General features: G+C 69.2%; 22 protein-coding genes and 1 tRNA gene. 11 read left to right on the forward strand and 12 right to left on the reverse strand.

All coding sequences use genetic code 11. From position 1 onward, the window contains the following. Positions 1 to 268: 268 nt before the first annotated feature. Entirely contained in the window at positions 269 to 409 is a 141-nt protein-coding gene (locus ACIGEZ_RS07370; RefSeq protein WP_399826942.1) for a hypothetical protein, read from the forward strand. Positions 410 to 411: 2 nt separating this feature from the next. Here the strand turns inward: ACIGEZ_RS07370 and ACIGEZ_RS07375 are convergent, their stop codons facing one another. Next, complete coding sequence (locus ACIGEZ_RS07375; protein ID WP_399826944.1) at positions 412 to 750, reverse strand: MerR family transcriptional regulator; 339 nt, start codon at positions 748 to 750, stop codon at positions 412 to 414. A gap of 902 nt (positions 751 to 1,652) precedes the next feature. Here ACIGEZ_RS07375 and ACIGEZ_RS07380 point away from each other — a divergent pair. Continuing rightward, positions 1,653 to 2,012 (forward strand): hypothetical protein, encoded by a 360-nt coding sequence (locus tag ACIGEZ_RS07380; protein ID WP_399826947.1) that lies wholly within the window; start codon positions 1,653 to 1,655, stop codon positions 2,010 to 2,012. A 104-nt stretch (positions 2,013 to 2,116) separates the two neighbouring features. On the opposite strand, the gene ACIGEZ_RS07385 is transcribed toward ACIGEZ_RS07380, so the two are convergent. The 5 genes from ACIGEZ_RS07385 to ACIGEZ_RS07405 form a co-directional block, all read right to left on the reverse strand. After that, on the reverse strand, positions 2,117 to 2,428 hold the full coding sequence (locus ACIGEZ_RS07385) for an SCO5918 family protein (protein WP_399826950.1): 312 nt from the start codon (positions 2,426 to 2,428) through the stop codon (positions 2,117 to 2,119). A gap of 51 nt (positions 2,429 to 2,479) precedes the next feature. Then, on the reverse strand, positions 2,480 to 2,884 hold the full coding sequence (locus tag ACIGEZ_RS07390) for a CBS domain-containing protein (protein ID WP_399826952.1): 405 nt from the start codon (positions 2,882 to 2,884) through the stop codon (positions 2,480 to 2,482). Between the two features lie 46 nt (positions 2,885 to 2,930). Beyond that, positions 2,931 to 4,457, reverse strand: coding sequence for a DEAD/DEAH box helicase (locus tag ACIGEZ_RS07395; RefSeq protein ID WP_399826954.1), 1,527 nt, complete (start codon positions 4,455 to 4,457; stop codon positions 2,931 to 2,933). Between the two features lie 313 nt (positions 4,458 to 4,770). Then, a complete protein-coding gene (locus ACIGEZ_RS07400) occupies positions 4,771 to 4,974 on the reverse strand; it encodes a cold-shock protein (RefSeq protein ID WP_392055214.1) in 204 nt (67 codons plus the stop codon). A 746-nt stretch (positions 4,975 to 5,720) separates the two neighbouring features. Next, a tRNA-Gly gene (locus tag ACIGEZ_RS07405) sits at positions 5,721 to 5,791 on the reverse strand. A 401-nt stretch (positions 5,792 to 6,192) separates the two neighbouring features. On the opposite strand from ACIGEZ_RS07405, the gene dcd reads away from it, so the two are divergent. Further along, positions 6,193 to 6,768 (forward strand): dCTP deaminase, encoded by a 576-nt coding sequence (gene dcd, locus ACIGEZ_RS07410; protein WP_365229171.1) that lies wholly within the window; start codon positions 6,193 to 6,195, stop codon positions 6,766 to 6,768. Between the two features lie 13 nt (positions 6,769 to 6,781). Beyond that, on the forward strand, positions 6,782 to 7,279 hold the full coding sequence (locus ACIGEZ_RS07415) for a phosphoribosyltransferase (protein WP_399826957.1): 498 nt from the start codon (positions 6,782 to 6,784) through the stop codon (positions 7,277 to 7,279). 91 nt (positions 7,280 to 7,370) lie between these two features. Here the strand turns inward: ACIGEZ_RS07415 and ACIGEZ_RS07420 are convergent, their stop codons facing one another. After that, the gene (locus ACIGEZ_RS07420) at positions 7,371 to 8,213 is read right to left on the reverse strand and encodes a Yip1 family protein (RefSeq protein WP_399826959.1); all 843 of its coding nucleotides are present in this window, start codon (positions 8,211 to 8,213) and stop codon (positions 7,371 to 7,373) included. Between the two features lie 227 nt (positions 8,214 to 8,440). On the opposite strand from ACIGEZ_RS07420, the gene ACIGEZ_RS07425 reads away from it, so the two are divergent. Then, positions 8,441 to 9,502, forward strand: a complete 1,062-nt coding sequence (locus ACIGEZ_RS07425; RefSeq protein ID WP_399826962.1) for a hypothetical protein — start codon at positions 8,441 to 8,443, stop codon at positions 9,500 to 9,502. 115 nt (positions 9,503 to 9,617) lie between these two features. Here ACIGEZ_RS07425 and ACIGEZ_RS07430 read toward each other — a convergent pair whose 3' ends face one another. Beyond that, on the reverse strand, positions 9,618 to 11,873 hold the full coding sequence (locus ACIGEZ_RS07430) for a (Fe-S)-binding protein (protein ID WP_399826964.1): 2,256 nt from the start codon (positions 11,871 to 11,873) through the stop codon (positions 9,618 to 9,620). A gap of 118 nt (positions 11,874 to 11,991) precedes the next feature. Beyond that, positions 11,992 to 12,615: a sugar transferase gene (locus ACIGEZ_RS07435; protein ID WP_399826967.1), complete on the reverse strand. Its 624-nt coding sequence runs from the start codon at positions 12,613 to 12,615 to the stop codon at positions 11,992 to 11,994. Between the two features lie 216 nt (positions 12,616 to 12,831). Between ACIGEZ_RS07435 and dnaK the strand changes: the two genes are divergently transcribed. From dnaK to ACIGEZ_RS07455, 4 genes are read left to right on the forward strand one after another with little or no spacing between them, the layout of a single operon-like run. Then, positions 12,832 to 14,676 carry a molecular chaperone DnaK gene (gene dnaK, locus ACIGEZ_RS07440; RefSeq protein WP_399826970.1) on the forward strand — a complete coding sequence of 615 codons (1,845 nt, stop codon included), beginning with the start codon at positions 12,832 to 12,834 and terminating at the stop codon, positions 14,674 to 14,676. Beyond that, positions 14,676 to 15,317 (forward strand): nucleotide exchange factor GrpE, encoded by a 642-nt coding sequence (gene grpE, locus ACIGEZ_RS07445; protein WP_399826973.1) that lies wholly within the window; start codon positions 14,676 to 14,678, stop codon positions 15,315 to 15,317. The genes dnaK and grpE overlap by 1 nt, the downstream gene beginning before the upstream one ends. A 30-nt stretch (positions 15,318 to 15,347) precedes the next feature. Continuing rightward, complete coding sequence (gene dnaJ, locus ACIGEZ_RS07450) at positions 15,348 to 16,529, forward strand: molecular chaperone DnaJ (RefSeq protein WP_399826975.1); 1,182 nt, start codon at positions 15,348 to 15,350, stop codon at positions 16,527 to 16,529. A gap of 4 nt (positions 16,530 to 16,533) precedes the next feature. Continuing rightward, positions 16,534 to 17,001, forward strand: coding sequence for a heat shock protein transcriptional repressor HspR (locus ACIGEZ_RS07455; RefSeq protein ID WP_399826978.1), 468 nt, complete (start codon positions 16,534 to 16,536; stop codon positions 16,999 to 17,001). A gap of 66 nt (positions 17,002 to 17,067) precedes the next feature. Here the strand turns inward: ACIGEZ_RS07455 and ACIGEZ_RS07460 are convergent, their stop codons facing one another. Next, positions 17,068 to 17,535: a hypothetical protein gene (locus ACIGEZ_RS07460; RefSeq protein WP_399826981.1), complete on the reverse strand. Its 468-nt coding sequence runs from the start codon at positions 17,533 to 17,535 to the stop codon at positions 17,068 to 17,070. Positions 17,536 to 17,540: 5 nt separating this feature from the next. After that, positions 17,541 to 18,572 carry a helix-turn-helix transcriptional regulator gene (locus ACIGEZ_RS07465; RefSeq protein ID WP_399827589.1) on the reverse strand — a complete coding sequence of 344 codons (1,032 nt, stop codon included), beginning with the start codon at positions 18,570 to 18,572 and terminating at the stop codon, positions 17,541 to 17,543. Positions 18,573 to 18,699: 127 nt separating this feature from the next. Here ACIGEZ_RS07465 and ACIGEZ_RS07470 point away from each other — a divergent pair, with 127 nt between their 5' ends. After that, the gene (locus ACIGEZ_RS07470; RefSeq protein ID WP_399826984.1) at positions 18,700 to 18,903 is read left to right on the forward strand and encodes a hypothetical protein; all 204 of its coding nucleotides are present in this window, start codon (positions 18,700 to 18,702) and stop codon (positions 18,901 to 18,903) included. Next, entirely contained in the window at positions 18,900 to 19,220 is a 321-nt protein-coding gene (locus ACIGEZ_RS07475; RefSeq protein ID WP_399826987.1) for a (2Fe-2S)-binding protein, read from the forward strand. The genes ACIGEZ_RS07470 and ACIGEZ_RS07475 overlap by 4 nt, the downstream gene beginning before the upstream one ends. A gap of 145 nt (positions 19,221 to 19,365) precedes the next feature. Here ACIGEZ_RS07475 and ACIGEZ_RS07480 read toward each other — a convergent pair whose 3' ends face one another. After that, positions 19,366 to 19,779 (reverse strand): pyridoxamine 5'-phosphate oxidase family protein, encoded by a 414-nt coding sequence (locus tag ACIGEZ_RS07480; RefSeq protein ID WP_399826989.1) that lies wholly within the window; start codon positions 19,777 to 19,779, stop codon positions 19,366 to 19,368. Positions 19,780 to 19,817 lie beyond the last annotated feature (38 nt).

Here is a 19,817-nt window from a genome sequence, read left to right on the forward strand (position 1 = left end):
CGCCCACTGGCACGGCGTCCATCGGTGGTTCTGCCCTTCCGCGGACACAGGAGGCCGGACTGGCGGTGTGGCCTCCAGCATGCTCTTCGGCTGCTGGGTACGCCACATGGCCGGCTCTCGCGAAGGCTGTCAGCCTGCCGCCCCGGTCGGAGGGGAAGCGCCATCGGCCCCGGGCCAAGGCACCGGCCTTGCTCTGCCGGAGAGGATCAGCCGCGTTCCTCTTCGGCCTCGCCTCATCGGTGCCACGGCCGACGGGCTGTTCTTCCTCTTGGGCATCGGTATCGCGGTGCTCGTCCTGTACGTCGTGTACCTCGTCGTGCGGCTGCGGCGCTCCCCGCCCGTCCCGCTGACCCGTGCGCGGTCTGCGGTGTCCGGCTTCCGGCTCGCGGCCACCGGCCGGGCACGTTGACCTCAGGCCGGGGTCGACGGGTCGGACGACTCGGCGGCGCGGCGGTACTCCGCGTTGATGCGCTGGGCTTCCTCGAGCTGGTCTTCGAGGATGATGATGCGGCAGGCGGCCTCGATGGGCGTGCCCTGGTCGACTAGTTCCCGGGCCCGGGCGGCGATGCGCAGCTGGTAGCGGGAGTAGCGGCGGTGTCCGCCTGCCGAGCGCAGCGGGGTGATGAGGCGGGCTTCGCCGATGGCGCGGAGGAAGCCCTGGGTGGTGCCGAGCATTTCGGCGGCCCGGCCCATCGTGTAGGCGGGGTAGTCGTCGTCGTCGAGGCGGCCGAACGAATCGTCTGCTGTCACTGAACCTCTCTCATGGAACGCGTGGAGGGGCCCTGGCGCCTATGGCACCAGGGCCCCGAAGGAACAACTACACCATCTGCCGGCCCCAGTCCTGCACCGGCCTTCTGTTTCCGCAAACCCGGTCACGATGCTGCCGGGAATACGGGGATCGCGGTTGCTTGACCGTAGATCACCTCACAGTCGATGTCCTGCGGTACCCGGGCTCGGACTTCCGCCCGGGCGATCCTGATGGTGCTGGGCCCCTCCGTTCTTCCCTCGGTGATCAACTAGCTCACTGCGCATACTGCACTCACTGCTTGTACTGCTGGTGGCCTCTGTCGGCGCCACCATTCGGCAGCCGGCCCCGTCGCCCGTCCTGCGTCTGCTCTGGCTTGGAATCCCACTGCCGAACCACCCGGTGCGCGCGTCCGCAGCCGACGCCTTCACCGGGGTCCTGCCCGGTACTCCACTGCTGGGCACTGCTCAAGGCGGCCCCTGACACTGCGGGCCACCCGGTCCGGTCGCCAGCCCCGTCGCCGTCCTGCACAAACCTGGCTTCGGAACTCCACCACCGGACCGTCCTGCGCACTGCGACTGCGGATACCGCTGCCCGGCAGTTCGTCTCTGCCAGGCCTCATTTCCTCTCTGGGCTACGAGAGAAAACATAGCCATGCCGCACCTCAATGTCTACTCCAGCCGTGATAGATTTTCGCGTGGCGAGTGATGAGGTATTCGGCTCCGGGCACCCCACACCCCGTCGGCCGCGACGAGCTGCCCAGGGTGGTCCGGCCGGCCCGCGGCCAACCGCCCCGCCTGAGCGACCGCGGCCACCCGACGGGCCTCCGGCGGGACGGTGAGCGCACTTCCCGCCCGGTGGCGCGACCGCTGGAGCGGGTGGAGACCCGTGAATAGAATCGGTTCCCATGTCGAAGCCTGACGAGTTGCTCGTTGATGTCGCCGCTCTGGTGGAGTCCGGGCAGAGCAACCAGATGTCCTTGACCGTGGTCACCAGTGGTGCCGTCATCACCGGCCGCCTGGCTCCCGAAGCCGTGTGGAAGCAGCGGGTGTCGGAGGTCCTGACGGACTCGGCCCGCCTGGCCGAGTTCTCCACCACCTTCACCGCCACGCCCCGCCGGGACGGGACTCCCACCCACCTCCACTTCCATGTGGCCCGCATCCTGCAAGGAACGGTGGGGATCCCGGAGACGGGTGGGATGTACCGCGTCTCGATCGCCGATGTCAGCGCCTGGACCGTGGGCGACTTCAGCTATTCGGACCACTGACGCCGCGCCGCGCAGAGAGCGTCCTGACGCAGCAGGGGCCCGACCGGCATGAGCAGGTCGGGCCCTCGTTGCTGTGGGCGGGTCGGCTCGCGCCGGGCCGTCGGTCAGACGGTGACGGGATGCCCGAGCATGTCGGATGCCTCCTGGAGCGGGCTGAGGTCGCGCGTGGGGGCTGCGGCCCCGGGAAGGCCGCGGCAGGTGAACCCGAGGCGGGTCATGGCCCGGATGACCTCACCGGCGCTGAAGTCACGGCGGTCCTGGCGGGTGATGACCTGGCCGACCTGCTTGACGGGGTAGGTACGGCGCCCGATGATCACGCACTCACCGGCGGCCTGCTCGGGCTTGACGCCCTTCATTGCTTCCAGAACGCCGCTTTTGGTCAGGTCGAACGGGAAGCGGGCGATGACGCAGCGCATGATGCCTCACAAGGAGAAGAGGGGATTGCTCCGACCGCGTGCCGAGGTCGTTCAGCGGGCGAGGGTCAGGACGCCGAGAGCGGTGCCCTGCTCATCGACGACGGGCAGGGCGTCGAGCCGGCGGTAGCGCGCCGCGTGCTCGGCCTCGGCCATCATGGTCATGGGTGAGGCGAACGGCCCTCGGTCGCCGAGGACGTCGCGCAGTCGGACCCGGTCCGTATACGCGTCACCGTCGCGGAAGGCGGCGAGCCGGGCCTGGGTGACCAGTCCGGCGCACAGGCCGTCGTTGTCACAGACGAGCAGATATCCGGTACGGGCACTGGCCATGACGGACAGGGCCACCTCGACCGTCATGTCGTCGCAGACCTGTGGCCCGGGCGCCCCCATGGCCTTCTCCACGGTCCGGGCCGCAGGCACGGACCTCGTTGATCGGGGCTGCATCTGTACCAGCGTCACGAGGTGCCTCCTGAAGATATGGGTCAGTTTCCTGATCACGGGGTTGTCAGGCCGCCGCTCCGAAGGCCGAACGCCGCCCGCTGCCGCGCCGGGCAGCTGATCCGGGGCTTCGCCGGCCGCGAGGTGCGGCGCTGCGCTCGGTCCGCTCGGACATCGGCGCCGTGATGGTCACGGGGATACCGGAAGGCGTTCGGGCGCCGGTGATGCGGCTCAGTGCCTCATCGCCGGATCGGACCTGGGTGGTCTGGGGGACGATGCCGGCGGCGGCCATGAGACGTGTCATGTCGCGGCGCTGGTTGGCGGTGACCAGAGTGACGACGCTGCCGGACTCGCCCGCGCGGGCGGTACGCCCGCCACGGTGGAGGTAGTCCTTGTGGTCGGTCGGCGGGTCCACGTTCACGACGAGGTCGAGGTTGTCGACGTGGATGCCGCGGGCGGCGACGTTGGTGGCGACCAGGGCGGTGACGTGGCCGGTCTTGAACCGGGCCAGGGTGCGGGTCCGTTGGGGCTGGGATTTGCCTCCGTGGAGGGCGGCGGCGCGGACCCCGCTGTCGAGGAGGTCTTGGGTGAGGCGGTCCACGGCGTGCTTGGTGTCCAGGAACATGATCACCCGGCCCTCGCGCGCCGCGATCTCGGTCGTCAGGCGCTGCTTGTCGGCGCCTTGGACGTGCAGGACGTGGTGTTCCATCGAGGTCACCGCACCCGCCGACGGGTCCACCGAGTGCACGACCGGGTCGGTGAGGTAGCGGCGCACCAGCAGGTCGACATTGCGGTCCAGGGTGGCGGAGAACAGCATGCGCTGCCCCTCGGGACGCACCTGGTCCAGCAGGGCCGTGACCTGCGGCATGAAGCCCATGTCGGCCATCTGGTCGGCCTCGTCCAGGACGGTGATCGCGACCTGGTTCAGGCGGCAGTCCCCACGGTCGATGAGGTCCTTCAGCCGTCCCGGGGTGGCGACGACGACCTCGGCACCGCCGCGCAGCGCGCCGGCCTGCCGCCCGATGGGCATACCGCCGACGACCGCGGCCAGCCGCAGCCTGACCGAGCGGGCGTACGGGGTGAGGGCGTCGGTCACCTGCTGGGCCAGCTCACGCGTCGGTACCAGGACCAGCGCGAGCGGCTGACGGGGCTCGGCACGCTGCCCGGCGGTGCGAGCCAGCAGGGCGAGGCCGAAGGCGAGGGTCTTGCCGGAGCCGGTGCGTCCGCGGCCGAGTACGTCACGGCCGGCGAGGGAGTTCGGCAGCGTCGCGCCCTGGATCGGGAACGGCGCCGTCACACCCTGCGTACGCAGTGCGGCCAGCAGCTCGGCGGGCATGTCCAGAGCGGCGAAGGTCTCGACAGGCGGCAGCGCCGGAGTGACCGTCTTCGGCAGGGCGAACTCACCGCGCACCGCGGCGGGCCGGCGGCCGTAGCCGCCCGAACGGCTCGGACCGCCGGAACGGCCCCCGGAGCGACTCGCGGAGGGCGCCCCGAAGCGGCCGCCCCGTTCCGATCCGGCGCCGGCGGCGAAAGCGGGGCCGCCGGTACGGCTGCGGGTGCGAGCGGAGCGGTTGTTCGTACGGATGGGGTTCATTCAGAACCTTCCTTGATACGGCACGTACCAAGGAATTCCCGCAGTAGAAGAGCAGTGCAGAGAATCGCAAGAACGGGCCGAATGGAATACGATAGCGCGGCCGGCCCGGAAGAAACTGCATGGGGTGCGGCGCAGGCGCTGGAATGGGTGGCGTCGTATGGACGCGCGCCATCACGAGAATTGCTCGGGTGTGGACCTTGGGGAGGGCGCGTCCCCTCCGTGCTTCTTCCGGGTGACACACCGCGGGAAATGCCTGCAGCTGGGGCCCGCACCCCGAGGGATGCGGGCCCCAGCTGCAAGATGCGCGTCAGTGTCAGGCGGGAACGATGTTCTCGGCCGTCGGGCCCTTCTGGCCCTGCGCGATGTCGAAGCTGACCTTCTGGCCTTCGCTCAGCTCGCGGAAGCCCTGGGCGGCGATGTTCGAGAAGTGGGCGAAGACGTCGTCGCCGCCACCGTCCTGCTCGATGAAGCCGAAGCCCTTTGCCGCGTTGAACCACTTGACGGTGCCAGTAGCCATGTCATATCTCCTTCGGGGCAGTACACCAGCGTCCGCATGGTGCGGATGGCGTGTCGCCGCGATGATGCCCCGCCCGGAGAATGATCCGGGAATATAAAGCGCTTGCGTATGGCCTCGGAGGCCGATGAAGGCGCTTGAAGTTTTTGGGTACCAAAACTGCAACCGAGATCGACAGTAGCATGCTGCAGGGGCTTGCGTGTGTTAAATATTCTCGCCCTGTGCGGTGCGGCGAAAACTCTTCCTGCGGGGCCCGTTAAACTCTTAGACCGCCGCGGCAGATATTGGCTCACCCCGAGTGCAGTGTTTCGAGGGGACGGGTATCCGCCATTCTGGACGTTGGCACTTCATCGGAGCGTGGTCTGTGGACGGGTCCGGAGCGCCCTGCCTGGTCAGCGTCTCGCACCCGGCAGACCGGTCTCCCCATCTTTCCCTCGCGCTTCCTTCCCCGCCCGGGCCACCCCACGTACCCACCGGCCCTGAGCGGGCAGTGGCGGGGTCAACCGCCGCTTCGGGGAAGCGAATTCATCCGCCCGGGTCGGCTGTGAGGCAGGTCATGAAGGACGCCTCGCGCGATGCGGCGCTGACGCGATGCGGCGCTGAGGAGGGTCTGTGAGGTGGAAGTGGGGCGCGAAGGCAGCTCCGGCCAGGGCCTTCCTGCGAGTTGGGGCACGTGGAGGGCGCGGCAAGGGCGGAGAGGTCTGGACAATGACGAAGGCCCAGGTCGCTGACCTGGGCCTTCGTTCAAGAGCGGATGACGGGAATCGAACCCGCGCTATAAGCTTGGGAAGCTCATGTTCTACCATTAAACTACATCCGCATTGCCGCTCGAAGATCGATCCGGCATCGTTGCACACTGTACCCCATCGCGCATGCCGAGCGTGCGTCGGTTCGCGGAGTGCCGCGTGGAGTCGTGTCCCGTTGATCCCCTAATGTGGCTGTCTCGTCCACCACTTGTCGGGGAAGGGACTTGATGGGTTCGATGGGTTCGATGGAGCGCACCGTCGTCCGTTGTGCCGAAGGGCACGTGTTCAGTACTGCTTCGTTTCCGCTGCAGCAGCTCGATGCCGGGCGGATCGGGCCCGGGCGGCTCGTTCGGTGTCCGCGGTGTGCGCGGCTGAGGCATGCCGTGCCCGTGGAGCTCGAGCGGCGCTGACGGATGTCCGGGCGCGGGGTCTGCCCGATTGGGGCAGCTCCGCGCCCTCTGCGTATCGTGGGAGCGTGCTTCTCTCAGACAAGGACATCCGGGCCGAGATCGACGCCGGACGGGTGCGCATCGACCCGTACGACGAATCCATGGTGCAGCCCTCGAGCATCGACGTGAGGCTTGACCGCTTCTTCCGGGTGTTCGAGAACCACCGCTACCCCCACATCGACCCCGCCGTCGAACAGCTGGACCTCACCCGTGAGGTCGAGCCCGAGGGCGACGAGGCGTTCATCCTGCATCCGGGCGAGTTCGTGCTCGCCTCGACCTACGAGGTCATCTCGCTGCCGGACGACATCGCCTCGCGGCTCGAAGGCAAGAGTTCGCTCGGGCGGCTGGGGCTGGTCACGCACTCCACCGCCGGGTTCATCGACCCCGGTTTCTCCGGGCACGTGACCCTCGAGCTGTCGAACCTCGCCACCCTTCCGATCAAGCTGTGGCCGGGCATGAAGATCGGGCAGCTGTGCATGTTCCGGCTCAGCTCGCCCGCCGAGTTCCCGTACGGGAGCGAGCGCTACGGCTCCCGGTACCAGGGCCAGCGGGGCCCGACGGCCTCCCGCTCGTACATGAACTTCCATCGGACCCAGGTGTGAGGCGGTAGCCGGCATGAGTGAAGTACGCGAGAACCTGACGTACGAAGGCTTCGGGCGCGCCATCCGCGAGCTCGCCCAGACCATCGCCGACGACGGCTACGAGCCCGACCTCGTGCTCTCCATCGCCCGCGGCGGCGTCTTCGTCGCCGGTGGTCTGGCCTACGCCCTGGACTGCAAGAACATCCACCTCGTGAACGTCGAGTTCTACACCGGGGTCGGGACGACGCTGGAGATGCCGGTCATGCTGGCACCCGTGCCGAACGCCATCGACTTCAGCGACAAGAAGGTGCTCATCACCGACGACGTCGCCGACACCGGCAAGACGCTCAAGCTCGTCCACGACTTCTGCGTCGACCACGTCGCCGAGGTCCGCTCCGCGGTCGTCTACGAGAAGTCGCACTCCCTCGTGAAGTGCGAGTACGTGTGGAAGAAGACCGACGAGTGGATCAACTTCCCCTGGAGCGTCGAACCGCCCGTCGTCCGCCGCGAGGGCCAGGTGCTCGACGCCTGAGTCCGGACCGCTGACTTCTGACATCGGAAAGCCCCTGCCGAATCCTCTTCGGCGGGGGCTCTCTGGTCTCTTGTCCGTCGGTCCGGTGTTCCTACAGCGTGCCCAGCTTGATCAGGCTCAGCAGGGCCACCAGCTGGATCGCCGACGCGCCCAGCGCCTTCGGCCACGGCAGGTCGTGCGAGCGGCTCACCATGATCGTGAAGAGCGCGCCCGCCGCCAGCCAGGTCAGCCAGCCGACGACCTGGACCAGGCCGTTCTCGCCGCCCAGGAACAGGGCGAAGACCAGGCGCGGGGCGTCCGTGATGGACATGATCAGCATCGACAGGCCGACCGTCGGCTGCCACGAGCCGTCGCCGCCCAGCTGGCGGGCCAGGGTGTGGGTGACCGCGCCCAGGATCAGTCCGCCGACGACGAAGCCGGCGCCCGTCATCAGGACGTACGGGATCGCGGTGGAGAGGGTCGCGTTGATCGCCTCGTCGCGGGCCTTGTCGAAGCCGAAGATGGCGAGCAGGCCGTAGAGGAAGGTGACGATCAGCGCGGGGCCCCACACGGCGTGGTCGCGCATCCGCAGGAAGGTGTCCGCGGGGCGCAGCACGATGCCGCCGAGCAGGGGCTTCCAGGACAGTCGCGGGCCCGTGGGTACGGGGGCGGCGCCGGCCTGGTAGGTGGCGCCGGCGCCGTACGGGTCGTCGTGGACGCTGAAGACCTGAGTGTGGCCCGGGTTGTTGTCGGCCGCGTACTGCTGCTGGTGCTGCTGTACGTGCGGGTCGCCGAAGTACTCCGGTTCGCCGTACACCTGGCCGCCCTGCTGCTGCGGCGGGTACTGCTGCTGCGGGTACGGCGGCGGTGCCGCGTTGTACCCGTACGGAGCCTGCTGCGGTTGTCGTTGCGGGGGGCCACCGGCCCGGCCGCGTCCGTTCCTGAATCCAGCCACGTCAAGAACGTACCCGTTCCCGCTGTGAGCTGGCGCCTTCGGGGCGGAGTGGGGCAGAGCTGTGACATCCCTTAGGGGGCGTCAGGTCCCCCTCAGGGCTTGCGGAGGGGATTTACGGAGCCGCGTCCCAGCCTTGCCCGGGCTGTTACACATCCGACGGAATGCCCATACATAGGGCTTTTACCTTGGAAATGTCGCCGAACAAGCCAGGCAGAAGGAACTTTCCCATGCGTATCGCCCGTCGGACCCTGCGTACCGCCGCCATCGCCACCGGCACCATCGCCGCCCTCTCCCTCCCGGCGGCTGCGGCCTTCGCCGACGACAGTCCGGCGCCCGCCGACCAGGGGCAGACCCAGGATCAGGGAAACCCGGATCAGGGAAACCCGGATCAGGGAAACCCGGACCAGGGAAACCGGGATCAGGGGCAGGGCGTCGACGGCCAGGGGGAGGTCCAGGACCCGGTCGGTCCCGACCAGGGCAGGCAGGTCGACCCGCCGGCCAAGCGGACCTTCGTCCAGTCGTACCGGCTCGGCGACGGCTCGGTCGCGAAGGTCTACCAGACCGGTACGGACCAGTACGCGGCCGAGATCTGGTCCGGCGGCACGCTGCTCGACACCCTCACCACCTCCGGGCAGCCCGCGTACGGCCAGAACAACGGCCTGCACGTGGTGCTCAAGCCCGACGGCTCGGTCAGCTCCTGGATGGACCAGGTCCCCACCCCGAAGCCCGACCCCAAGCCGACCCCGAAGCCCAAGCCGACCCCGAAGCCCAAGCCGGCCCCGAAGCCCAAGCCGGCCCCCAAGCCGAAGCCCGCCCCGCACCAGGCGCACGCCAGGATCACCATGGCCGACGGCAACGTCGCCAAGTTCTACCAGGGCAAGAACGGGCCCCGCGTCGAGATCTCCACGCCCAAGGGCCACCGCCTCGGCTCGGTCGACCTCGAGCACCTCTCCACCGTCCACGACGGCTGGACGTACAAGATCGTCCCCCAGGGCAAGGGCGTCGACCGCTTCGTCGTCGTCGACACCCCGCAGCAGGGCGGCAACAGCTGGGTCTACGACTTCAACGGCAAGCTCGTCGCCACCTACAAGGCGCAGAAGCACCAGAGCACCGTCGTCGTGCCCCGCGGCACCCTCCCCAAGGGTGCCGTCAAGGCCGGGGCCGAGAACGTCGCCGAGGGCACCCACCAGGCCGCTCTCATCGGCGCCGGCGGCGGTATGGCCGCCCTCGGTGCCGCCGCGCTCGGTTTCGCCCTCTACCACCGCCGGGGCAGCGGTCAGCAAGGCTGACGTCCACGACGTCCACGAGTCCACGACGTCCGCGAGTCCAACGACGTTCGCATGCCGGAAGGGCCGCCCCCGCACATCTGCGGGGGCGGCCCTTCCGGCACGTACGAGCGGAGACCTACGCGGCGGGCTCCGGCTCCGGCTCCTCCGCCGGCTCCGGCTCCGCCGGCGTCTTCACCGAGTCGAGCAGCAGCTGGGCGACGTCCACGACCTGCAGGCTCTCCTTCGCCTTGCCGTCGTTCTTCTTGCCGTTGACGGAGTCCGTCAGCATGACCAGGCAGAACGGGCAGGCGGTGGAGACGATGTCCGGGTTGAGGGACAGCGCCTCGTCCACGCGCTCGGTGTTGATGCGCTTGCCGATCCGCTCCTCCATCCACATCCGCGCACCACCGGCGCCGCAGCAGAAGCCGCGCTCCTTGTGGCGGTGCATCTCCTGCTGGCGCAGGCCCGGGACGGCGGACATGATCTCGCGCGGGGGCGTGTAGACCTTGTTGTGGCGGCCCAGGTAGCACGGGTCGTGGTAGGTGATGAGGCCGTCGACCGGGGTCACCGGGATCAGCTTGCCCTCGTCGATGAGGTGCTGGAGCAGCTGGGTGTGGTGGATGACCTCGTAGTCGCCGCCGAGCTGCGGGTACTCGTTGGCGATGGTGTTGAAGCAGTGCGGGCAGGTCGAGACGATCTTCTTGGCCGACTTGGGCTTCTTCGTCGACTCGTCCTCGTCGTCCTCGCCGAACGCCATGTTCAGCATGGCGACGTTCTCCTGGCCGAGCTGCTGGAACAGCGGCTCGTTGCCCAGGCGGCGCGGGGAGTCACCCGTGCACTTCTCCTCGCCGCCCATGATCGCGAACTTGACGCCCGCGATGTGCAGCAGCTCGGCGAAGGCCTTCGTGGTCTTCTTGGCCCGGTCCTCCAGGGCGCCGGCGCAGCCGACCCAGTAGAGGTAGTCGACCTCCGACAGGTCCTCGATGTCCTTGCCGACGATCGGGACCTCGAAGTCGACCTCCTTGGTCCACTCGACGCGCTGCTTCTTGGCCAGACCCCAGGGGTTGCCCTTCTTCTCCAGGTTCTTGAGCATCGTGCCGGCCTCCGAGGGGAAGGCGGACTCGATCATCACCTGGTAGCGGCGCATGTCGACGATGTGGTCGATGTGCTCGATGTCGACCGGGCACTGCTCGACGCAGGCGCCGCAGGTGGTGCAGGACCACAGGACGTCCGGGTCGATGACGCCGTTCTCCTCGGCGGTGCCGATCAGCGGGCGCTCGGCCTCGGCGAGAGCGGCCGCGGGGACGTCCTTGAGCTGCTCCTCGGTCGCCTTCTCCTCGCCCTCCATCGTCTTGCCGCCGCCCGCGAGCAGGTACGGCGCCTTGGCGTGCGCGTGGTCGCGCAGCGACATGATGAGGAGCTTCGGCGAGAGGGGCTTGCCGGTGTTCCAGGCGGGGCACTGCGACTGGCAGCGGCCGCACTCGGTGCAGGTGGAGAAGTCGAGGATGCCCTTCCAGGAGAACTGCTCGACCTGGGAGACACCGAAGACGGCATCCTCGGCCGGGTCCTCCCAGTCGATCTCCTTGCCGGCCGTCGTCATCGGCTGGAGCGCACCGAGGGCCGTGGAGCCGTCGGCGTTGCGCTTGAACCAGATGTTCGGGAAGCCGAGGAAGCGGTGCCAGGCGACGCCCATGTTGGTGTTGAGCGAGACCGTGATCATCCAGGTGAAGGACGTGACGATCTTGAGCGCCGCGAAGAAGTAGGTGAGGTACTGGATCGTGCTCAGGTCCAGGTTGTCGAGCAGCGCGATCAGCGGGTACGAGGCGAAGAAGCCCGGCTCCCAGCCGGTCACGTGGTGCTGGACGCCTTCGAGGGCGCGCAGCGTCATGATGCAGACGCCGACGATGAGGATGACGGCCTCGACGAAGTACGCCTGGCCCGTCTTGGAGCCCGCGAAGCGGGACTTGCGGCCCGCCCCGCCCGGCCGGTTCAGCTGCCGGATCACGATCAGGGTCACGATGCCGAGGACGGTCATCAGGCCGAGGAACTCGGTGAAGATCTCGTACGGCAGCCAGTCGCCGATGATCGGGATGAGCCAGTCCGCCTGGAAGAGCTGGCCGAACGCGTTGACGATGGTGAGCAGCAGCGAGAAGAAGCCCACCGCCACGAACCAGTGCGCGAAGCCGACGATGCCCCAGCGGTTCATCCGGGTGTGGCCGAGGAACTCCTTGACCAGCGTGATGGTGCGCTGCTTGGGGTCGCCGGTGCGCGTTCCCGCGGGCACCGGCTGACCGAGCCGCACGAAGCGGTAGATCTGTACGGTGGCGCGGCCGAACAGCGCGACGGCGACCACCGTGATGACGATCGACACGACGATCGCGGCGAGTTGCATGAGGGGCTCCTCGGGCGGGGGCCAGGCGGGCCTACTAAGCGGTAACTTATTCAGTCCGTGCCGAGATTACCCGTTGGAGCCGCCGCGCTGTAGCGGAGCTCACGGTGATCTGTGTCGCTCAGGCAACCCTTGCCGTCGGGCCCGCGTGGCGACGTTTACGGACTGCTGGCAGCGTACGCGCCAGGATCACCAGATCCATGCCGAGCCAGTGGTGGTCCACATAGTGGAGGTCAAGCAGCTCACGCTCCTCCCATGGCAGCTCCGAGCGCCCGCTGATCTGCCAGAGGCCGGTCACCCCCGGCCGTACGGAGAGCCGGCGCCGCCCGTCCCCCGCGCTCTCCCGGTGTCCGGGCGCCAGCGGACAGGGCCCCACCAGGGACATCTCGCCCCGTACGACGTGCAGCAGGAGCGGCAGCGAGGCCAGCGGACTCTTCGTGCGGAACGTCAGCATGGTGAAGGTGCGGTCGCCCAGTCCCGCGACCGGGCGGCGGCGCAGCATCCCGCGCGCACTGCTCGTCCCGAGGGCGACGGACAGGGCGACGGCGGCGATCAGCGGCGCGAGGGCGGCGAGGAGGACGAGCCCGCCCACGACGTCGAGCGCGCGCTTCATGCCGAACGCGCGCTCCATGCCGAGCGGGCGCTTCACGTCGAGCGGGCGCTTCACGTCGAACGCGCGCGTCACGCCGAGCCTGCGACTCGCCTCGAACGTGCGACCCACCTCGAACGTGCGCTTCGCCGTCATGCCCCACACCTTCCCGGCGAGGATTATGGGATATGTCCGGACTCTCTCATGGTGCACCCTCCGGGCGCGGGGAACGACGCGCCCCGCGCGCCCGTTAGATGAGTGAGGGTGAGCGCGAAGAGTTGAGTCGACTCCACTCAGGTCTGTTGACTCCCGTGCGGCCCTCGTGCATCCTTGAGTCAGTTCCACTCAAGTCAGTCAGCTGGAGGAATTGAAATGGCACGTGCGGTCGGCATCGACCTGGGCACGACTAACTCCGTCGTCAGCGTTCTCGAAGGCGGCGAGCCCACCGTCATCACCAACGCCGAAGGCGCCAGGACCACGCCGTCCGTCGTCGCCTTCGCGAAGAACGGCGAGGTGCTCGTCGGCGAGGTCGCCAAGCGTCAGGCGGTCACCAACGTCGACCGGACCATCCGGTCCGTGAAGCGCCACATGGGCACCGACTGGAAGATCGAGCTCGACGGGAAGAACTTCAACCCGCAGCAGATCTCCGCCTTCATCCTCCAGAAGCTGAAGCGCGACGCCGAGGCCTACCTGGGCGAGAAGGTCACGGACGCGGTCATCACCGTCCCGGCCTACTTCAACGACTCCGAGCGCCAGGCCACCAAGGAGGCCGGTGAGATCGCGGGCCTCAACGTCCTGCGCATCGTCAACGAGCCGACCGCGGCCGCCCTGGCCTACGGCCTGGACAAGGACGACCAGACGATCCTCGTCTTCGACCTCGGTGGCGGCACCTTCGACGTGTCCCTCCTGGAGATCGGCGACGGCGTCGTCGAGGTGAAGGCCACCAACGGTGACAACCACCTCGGTGGTGACGACTGGGACCAGCGCGTCGTCGACTACCTGGTGAAGCAGTTCGCCAACGGTCACGGCGTCGACCTGTCCAAGGACAAGATGGCCCTGCAGCGTCTGCGCGAGGCGGCCGAGAAGGCGAAGATCGAGCTGTCCTCCTCCACGGAGACCTCGATCAACCTGCCCTACATCACGGCCTCCGCCGAGGGCCCGCTGCACCTGGACGAGAAGCTCACCCGCGCCCAGTTCCAGCAGCTGACCGCGGACCTCCTGGACCGCTGCAAGACCCCGTTCCACAACGTCATCAAGGACGCCGGCATCCAGCTGTCCGAGATCGACCACGTGGTCCTGGTCGGCGGCTCCACCCGTATGCCCGCCGTCGCCGAGCTCGTCAAGGAGCTGACCGGTGGCAACGAGGCCAACAAGGGTGTGAACCCGGACGAGGTCGTCGCCATCGGTGCCGTCCTGCAGGCCGGTGTGCTCAAGGGTGAGGTCAAGGACGTTCTGCTCCTCGACGTGACTCCGCTGTCCCTCGGTATCGAGACCAAGGGCGGCATCATGACCAAGCTCATCGAGCGCAACACCACGATCCCGACCAAGCGGTCCGAGATCTTCACGACGGCCGAGGACAACCAGCCGTCCGTGCAGATCCAGGTCTACCAGGGCGAGCGCGAGATCGCGGCGTACAACAAGAAGCTCGGCATGTTCGAGCTGACCGGCCTGCCGCCGGCGCCGCGCGGCGTCCCGCAGATCGAGGTCGCCTTCGACATCGACGCCAACGGCATCATGCACGTGACCGCGAAGGACCTGGGCACGGGCAAGGAGCAGAAGATGACCGTCACCGGCGGCTCCTCGCTGCCGAAGGACGAGGTCGACCGGATGCGTCAGGAGGCCGAGCAGTACGCGGAGGAGGACCACCGCCGCCGCGAGGCCGCCGAGTCCCGTAACCAGGGCGAGCAGCTGGTCTACCAGACGGAGAAGTTCCTCAAGGACAACGAGGACAAGGTCCCCGGTGACGTCAGGACCGAGGTCGAGGCGGCCGTCGCCGAGCTGAAGGAGAAGCTCAAGGGCGAGGACACCGCGGAGATCCGCACCGCCACCGAGAAGGTCGCGGCCGTCTCCCAGAAGCTCGGCCAGGCGCTCTACGCCGACGCGCAGGCCGCCCAGGGTGCCGCCGGCACCGAGGGCGCCCAGCAGGCCCAGGCCGAGGACGACGTCGTCGACGCCGAGATCGTCGACGAGGACAAGCCGAAGGGCGGCGCTGCCTGATGTCGGAGGAGACCCCGGGCTTCGAGGAGAAGCCCGACGTCCCCGCCGACGGCACGCCCGACGAGACCGAGGCCGCCGACTCCGCCGACAAGGCGGAGGGGGCGGCCCCGGCCGGGGACGCTACGGACGTAGCCCTGCTGGCGCAGCTGGACCAGACTCGTACGGCGCTCGGTGAGCGCACGGCGGACCTCCAGCGGCTCCAGGCCGAGTACCAGAACTACCGCCGCCGCGTGGAGCGGGACCGGGTCTCGGTCAAGGAGATCGCCGTCGCGAGCCTCCTGACCGAGCTCCTGCCCGTGCTCGACGACATCGGCCGGGCGCGGGACCACGGCGAGCTCGTGGGCGGATTCAAGTCCGTCGCCGAGTCGCTGGAGACCGTGGCCGCCAAGATGGGTCTGCAGCAGTTCGGCAAGGAGGGCGAGCCCTTCGACCCGACGATCCACGAGGCCCTGATGCACAGTTACGCACCGGACGTCACCGAGACGACGTGCGTGGCGATCCTGCAGCCGGGGTACCGGATCGGCGAGCGGACCATCCGGCCCGCCCGGGTGGCCGTCGCCGAGCCCCAGCCGGGCGCGGCTCCGGCCGCCAAGGACGAGAAGAAGGCCGACGAGGAGAGCGGTGCCCCCGAAGAGGGGTGACGCATTGACCGTCCGGAAGGAGGGACGTCGATGAGCACGAAGGACTTCGTCGAGAAGGACTACTACAAGGTTCTCGGCGTCCCCAAGGACGCCACCGACGCCGAGATCAAGAAGGCGTACCGGAAGCTCGCCCGCGAGAACCACCCGGACGCCAACAAGGGCGACACCGGCGCCGAGGCGCGCTTCAAGGAGATCTCCGAGGCGAACGACGTCCTCGGCGACCCGAAGAAGCGCAAGGAGTACGACGACGCCCGCGCCCTGTTCGGCAACGGCGGCTTCCGGGCCGGTGGCCCGGGCGCCGGGGGCTCGTTCAACTTCGACCTGGGCGACCTCTTCGGCGGTGCCCAGGGCGCCCCCGGCGGGGCCGGCGGCTTCGGCGGCGGGCTCGGGGACGTCTTCGGCGGCCTGTTCAACCGGGGCGCGGGCGGTGCGGGCACCCGTACGCAGCCGCGCCGCGGTCAGGACATCGAGTCCGAGGTGACGCTCAGCTTCACCGAGGCCATCGAGGGCGCCACGGTCCCGCTGCGGATGTCCAGCCAGCAGCCCTGCAAGGCGTGTTCGGGCACCGGCGACAAGAACGGCACCCCCCGGGTGTGTCCGACCTGCGTCGGCACCGGGCAGGTCTCGCGCGGCAGCGGCGGCGGCTTCTCGCTGACCGACCCGTGCGTGGACTGCAAGGGCCGCGGCCTCATCGCCGAGCACCCCTGCGAGGTCTGCAAGGGCAGCGGCCGGGCCAAGTCCTCGCGGACGATGCAGGTCCGCATCCCCGCGGGCGTGAGCGACAACCAGAAGATCCGGCTGCGCGGCAAGGGCGCGCCCGGCGAGCGCGGCGGGCCGAACGGCGATCTGTACGTGGTCGTGCACGTCGACGCCCACCCGGTCTTCGGCCGCAAGGACGACAACCTCACCGTCACGGTGCCCGTCACGTTCGACGAGGCGGCCCTCGGCGGCGAGATCAAGGTGCCGACCCTCGGCGGCCCCGCGGTCACGCTGAAGCTGCCCGCGGGCACCCCCAACGGCCGCACCATGCGCGCCCGTGGCAAGGGCGCGGTCCGCAAGGACGGCACCCGCGGCGATCTCCTCGTCACGGTGGAGGTCGCGGTGCCGAAGGAGCTGGACGACAAGGCCCGTGAGGCCCTGGAGACGTACCGCGAGGCCACCGCGGGACCGGACCCCAGGGCAGAGCTGTTCCAGGCAGCGAAGGGAGCTTGAGGAGATGGAAGGCCGTCGCCGACAGCCCGGGTTCGGTAACCGGGCGTACGAACTGACCGACGAGACGCCGGTGTACGTCATCTCGGTGGCGGCCCAGCTCTCCGGTCTGCACCCGCAGACCCTGCGCCAGTACGACCGCCTGGGCCTGGTCTCCCCGGACCGCACGGCGGGCCGTGGGCGGCGCTACTCGGCCCGTGACATCGAGCTGCTCCGCCAGGTGCAGCAGCTGTCGCAGGACGAGGGCATCAACCTGGCCGGGATCAAGCGCATCATCGAGCTGGAGAACCAGGTCGCGGCGCTCCAGGCCCGGGTGGCCGAGCTGGCGGCCGCGGTCGACGGCGCGGCGGCGGCGATGCGCCAGCGCGAGGCCCAGGTGCACGCCTCGTACCGGCGCGACCTGGTCCCGTACACCGATGTGCAGCAGGCCAGCGCGCTCGTCGTGTGGCGGCCGGGGCACAAGCGCGGCGAGTAGTCCCGAGTTCTCGTGGGCCCCCTCTTCGGAGGGGGCCTTTCGCGTTCTGCGGGACGAGCCCGCGTTCTACGGGATGAGCTCGGCCAGGAAGTCGGCGGCGGTCTGCCACCACGGCTGGGCCCCGGTGCCGAAGGCGGCGGCGAGGGCGGTGCCGACGGCCTGGTCGCGGGGGTCGGCGGCGGTGTCCCAGTCGGCGTCGACGCGGCCGTCGCCGGAGGACTCCAGGATGCCGGCGGGCCGGCCGTCGCGGGTGAGCCGGCTCTCGCCGTACGAGCAGGGGACGAGCCGGTAGCGGGTGGTGCCCACGGTGACGTCGACCCGGTAGGAGCGGCGGGAGAGGCGGCCCCTGGCGGGCCGCAGGGCGGCGGGCGCGCCGTCCACGGTGAGGGTGAGCAGCCGGGCGTCGCGGGTGCCGATGGGGGTGTGGGCGTCGGCGGGGCTGCCGGGGGCGCGGGTGAGTTCGACGGTGGGCAGTCCGTGTCCGGAGACGTGCAGGGTGCCGGCGGGGCCGTCGAGTGCGATCTGTACGTACATGGTGGTCAGTCGACCTGCTCCGCTTCCTGGCCCGCTTCTGCTTCTGCTTCCGGTTCCGGTTCCTGCTTCAGGATGCCGGACCGGGCGATGAGGTAGCCGAGTTGGGCCCGGCTTCCGCTGCCGAGGGTCGCGGCGAGTTTGGCGATGTGGGCGCGGCAGGTGCGGACGTTCATGCCGAGGCGGCGGGCGATGGCCTCGTCGACGTGGCCCTCGACGAGCAGCTTGGCGATGGAACGCTGGACGCCGCTGATGCCGTCCCTCGGCTGGGCGCCGGGCACCTGTTCGCCGAACGGGGTGGCGCGGGCCCAGGACTGCTCGAAGACGGTCGCGAGGTATTCGACGAGGCCGGGGTGGCGAAGTTCGAGGGCGACCTGGCGGTCCTGGCGGGCCGGTATGAGGGCGACGGAGCGGTCGATGATGATGAGCCGCTCGATGCTCTCCTCCAGGGTGCGGACCTGGAGCCGGTCCATGCCGGCCTGTTCGAGGTAGACCTGCATGCCGGGACTGTGCCGGACGGTGTGCTGGTAGAGGGTGCGGACGCGGACGCCGCGGTCGAGCAGCGGCTGGATGCGGTTGAGCGCGGTGTTGAGGGTGTGTTCGCTGCGGCCGCCGCCGGGCTGGACGGTGAGGAGTTCCTGCGAGCACTCGGCGGTGGCGCGGCCGAGGACGGCGTCGATGCGGTGGATGCCCTCGAGGACGGTGATGGCGTGGGTGGTCGAGGGGTCCTGGGCGCTGATGGCCATGAACGGCTCGAAAGTGCTGGACAGGCCCATGGCCAGGGCGCGCCGGTCCTGGATTTCCCGTTCAAGGGGCTGGACGAGGCGGGCGAGTGCCGCCGAGGGTGGAACGGGTCGCAGCCAGGACGGGTCGTCGGCGTCCGGGTGGAGCAGGTCGAGGTCCATGAGGCAGGGTGCGGCTTCTGCCTCACTCCTGGTTATTCGCCCGATCCGCAACGCACTTGCGTACAAGTCCGATCCGGCTGCACAGAGGTCGACATGCCCGTGCGGATGTGTCCCGTCTGTGTCGTTCTGCGGCATATGCACACCCCCCAGGATCCTGTATTTCAGGAACATGATGCATTGCCTCTGTGGTGCGAGCGCAAAGACTGAGCCATCGTCTTGTACGCGGGGGAGAGGAAACCATCAAGTGAGGTCGAAGCCGCTCATGTCCACGAAACTGCTTCGCTCGATACTTGCTTCCGTCTTCATTGGGGCGGCGGCAGTAGGAGCGCTGGCCGTCAGCGACCCGGTGTGGGACAGCACGCCCGCCGGCGTCGTCGCAGCGCCGAACGACCCGGTCTGGGACGTCGCCCCGGCCCGTCAGATCGACCCCGTGTGGGACACCGGCCGGGCGGACACGGAAGCATGACCGTCCCGCCGGACGACCGGTCCTTCCGGCGGGAGATGGCCTCGGCCTACCGCTCCGGGTGGCATTTCATCGATCTCGTCACGGCCATCCCCCACCGTGGCGACTCGTTGATGGTCACTCTCTTCGGGGAGCCGATCGTCGTCGCCCGTGAGCAGGACGAGGACGTCCGCGCCTATCGGTGTCTGCGCCGGCCGCGTGGCGCCCCGCAGCCCGTCCGCTGTGCCGTCAGGTACGGCATGATCTTCGTCAATCTCGACCAGCGGGACCATCAGCTGGTCGAGCCCGAGACCATCACCGCCACCCCCCGCAGTGCCTGAGCGGTTCCCCCGTCGTTGTAGATCGCTCAGGTGCTTCCCCCACACAGCGGCGCCATCGCGGACCTGAAACGCGATGGCGCCGTTGTGCTTTTCCGTGCCGTGGTGCCGTGGTGCCGTCGTGCCGTCGGCCCGTCGGGCTTTACCGTCAGGCGCGCCCCATCGCGCGGGTGAGCGCGATCTCGATCACGACCCGGTCCGGGTTCGGTGCCGGGACCCGGCCGTAGCGGGCCGCGTAGCGGTCCACGGCGTCCGCGACGACCTCCGCCTCCGTGCGGATCCGCGCCACGCCCTCGAGCGTCGCCCAGCGCCCCTTGTCCACCTGGCAGACCGCGACCCGCGCGCCGTCCGCGCCCGCCGCCAGGACGTTGGCGACCTTGCGGCTGTGCTTGTTCGTGATGACCCGGGCGATGCCCTTCTCGCCGCCCTCGGGGTCGTACGTGACACCGACCGCCACCACGTGCGGCGTGCCGTTCGGGCGCGGGGTGGTCAGGGTGCACATGTGGTACTCGCGCCAGAAGCTGAGGTACGAGTCGCTGGGCTTGCTCGGGTCGATGGCCATGTGCCGGAAACTACCTCCGGGGCGACTCCCTCCGATAC

The sequence above is a fragment of the Streptomyces sp. NPDC085481 genome, assembly GCF_044541845.1.
Taxonomy (GTDB): domain Bacteria; phylum Actinomycetota; class Actinomycetes; order Streptomycetales; family Streptomycetaceae; genus Streptomyces.

Coding starts and splice junctions, on each gene's coding strand:
- ACIGEZ_RS07465 (WP_399827589.1), bottom strand. CDS start 18,572: ATGCCGCAGAACGACACAGACGGGACACATCCGCACGGGCATGTCGAC.
- ACIGEZ_RS07400 (WP_392055214.1), bottom strand. CDS start 4,974: ATGGCTACTGGCACCGTCAAGTGGTTCAACGCGGCAAAGGGCTTCGGC.
- ACIGEZ_RS07475 (WP_399826987.1), top strand. CDS start 18,900: ATGACCGTCCCGCCGGACGACCGGTCCTTCCGGCGGGAGATGGCCTCG.
- ACIGEZ_RS07460 (WP_399826981.1), bottom strand. CDS start 17,535: ATGTACGTACAGATCGCACTCGACGGCCCCGCCGGCACCCTGCACGTC.
- grpE (WP_399826973.1), top strand. CDS start 14,676: ATGTCGGAGGAGACCCCGGGCTTCGAGGAGAAGCCCGACGTCCCCGCC.
- ACIGEZ_RS07385 (WP_399826950.1), bottom strand. CDS start 2,428: ATGCGCTGCGTCATCGCCCGCTTCCCGTTCGACCTGACCAAAAGCGGC.
- ACIGEZ_RS07415 (WP_399826957.1), top strand. CDS start 6,782: ATGAGTGAAGTACGCGAGAACCTGACGTACGAAGGCTTCGGGCGCGCC.
- ACIGEZ_RS07470 (WP_399826984.1), top strand. CDS start 18,700: ATGTCCACGAAACTGCTTCGCTCGATACTTGCTTCCGTCTTCATTGGG.
- dnaJ (WP_399826975.1), top strand. CDS start 15,348: ATGAGCACGAAGGACTTCGTCGAGAAGGACTACTACAAGGTTCTCGGC.
- ACIGEZ_RS07430 (WP_399826964.1), bottom strand. CDS start 11,873: ATGCAACTCGCCGCGATCGTCGTGTCGATCGTCATCACGGTGGTCGCC.
- ACIGEZ_RS07425 (WP_399826962.1), top strand. CDS start 8,441: ATGCGTATCGCCCGTCGGACCCTGCGTACCGCCGCCATCGCCACCGGC.
- ACIGEZ_RS07435 (WP_399826967.1), bottom strand. CDS start 12,615: ATGACGGCGAAGCGCACGTTCGAGGTGGGTCGCACGTTCGAGGCGAGT.
- ACIGEZ_RS07395 (WP_399826954.1), bottom strand. CDS start 4,457: ATGAACCCCATCCGTACGAACAACCGCTCCGCTCGCACCCGCAGCCGT.
- ACIGEZ_RS07455 (WP_399826978.1), top strand. CDS start 16,534: ATGGAAGGCCGTCGCCGACAGCCCGGGTTCGGTAACCGGGCGTACGAA.
- ACIGEZ_RS07480 (WP_399826989.1), bottom strand. CDS start 19,779: ATGGCCATCGACCCGAGCAAGCCCAGCGACTCGTACCTCAGCTTCTGG.
- ACIGEZ_RS07380 (WP_399826947.1), top strand. CDS start 1,653: ATGTCGAAGCCTGACGAGTTGCTCGTTGATGTCGCCGCTCTGGTGGAG.
- dnaK (WP_399826970.1), top strand. CDS start 12,832: ATGGCACGTGCGGTCGGCATCGACCTGGGCACGACTAACTCCGTCGTC.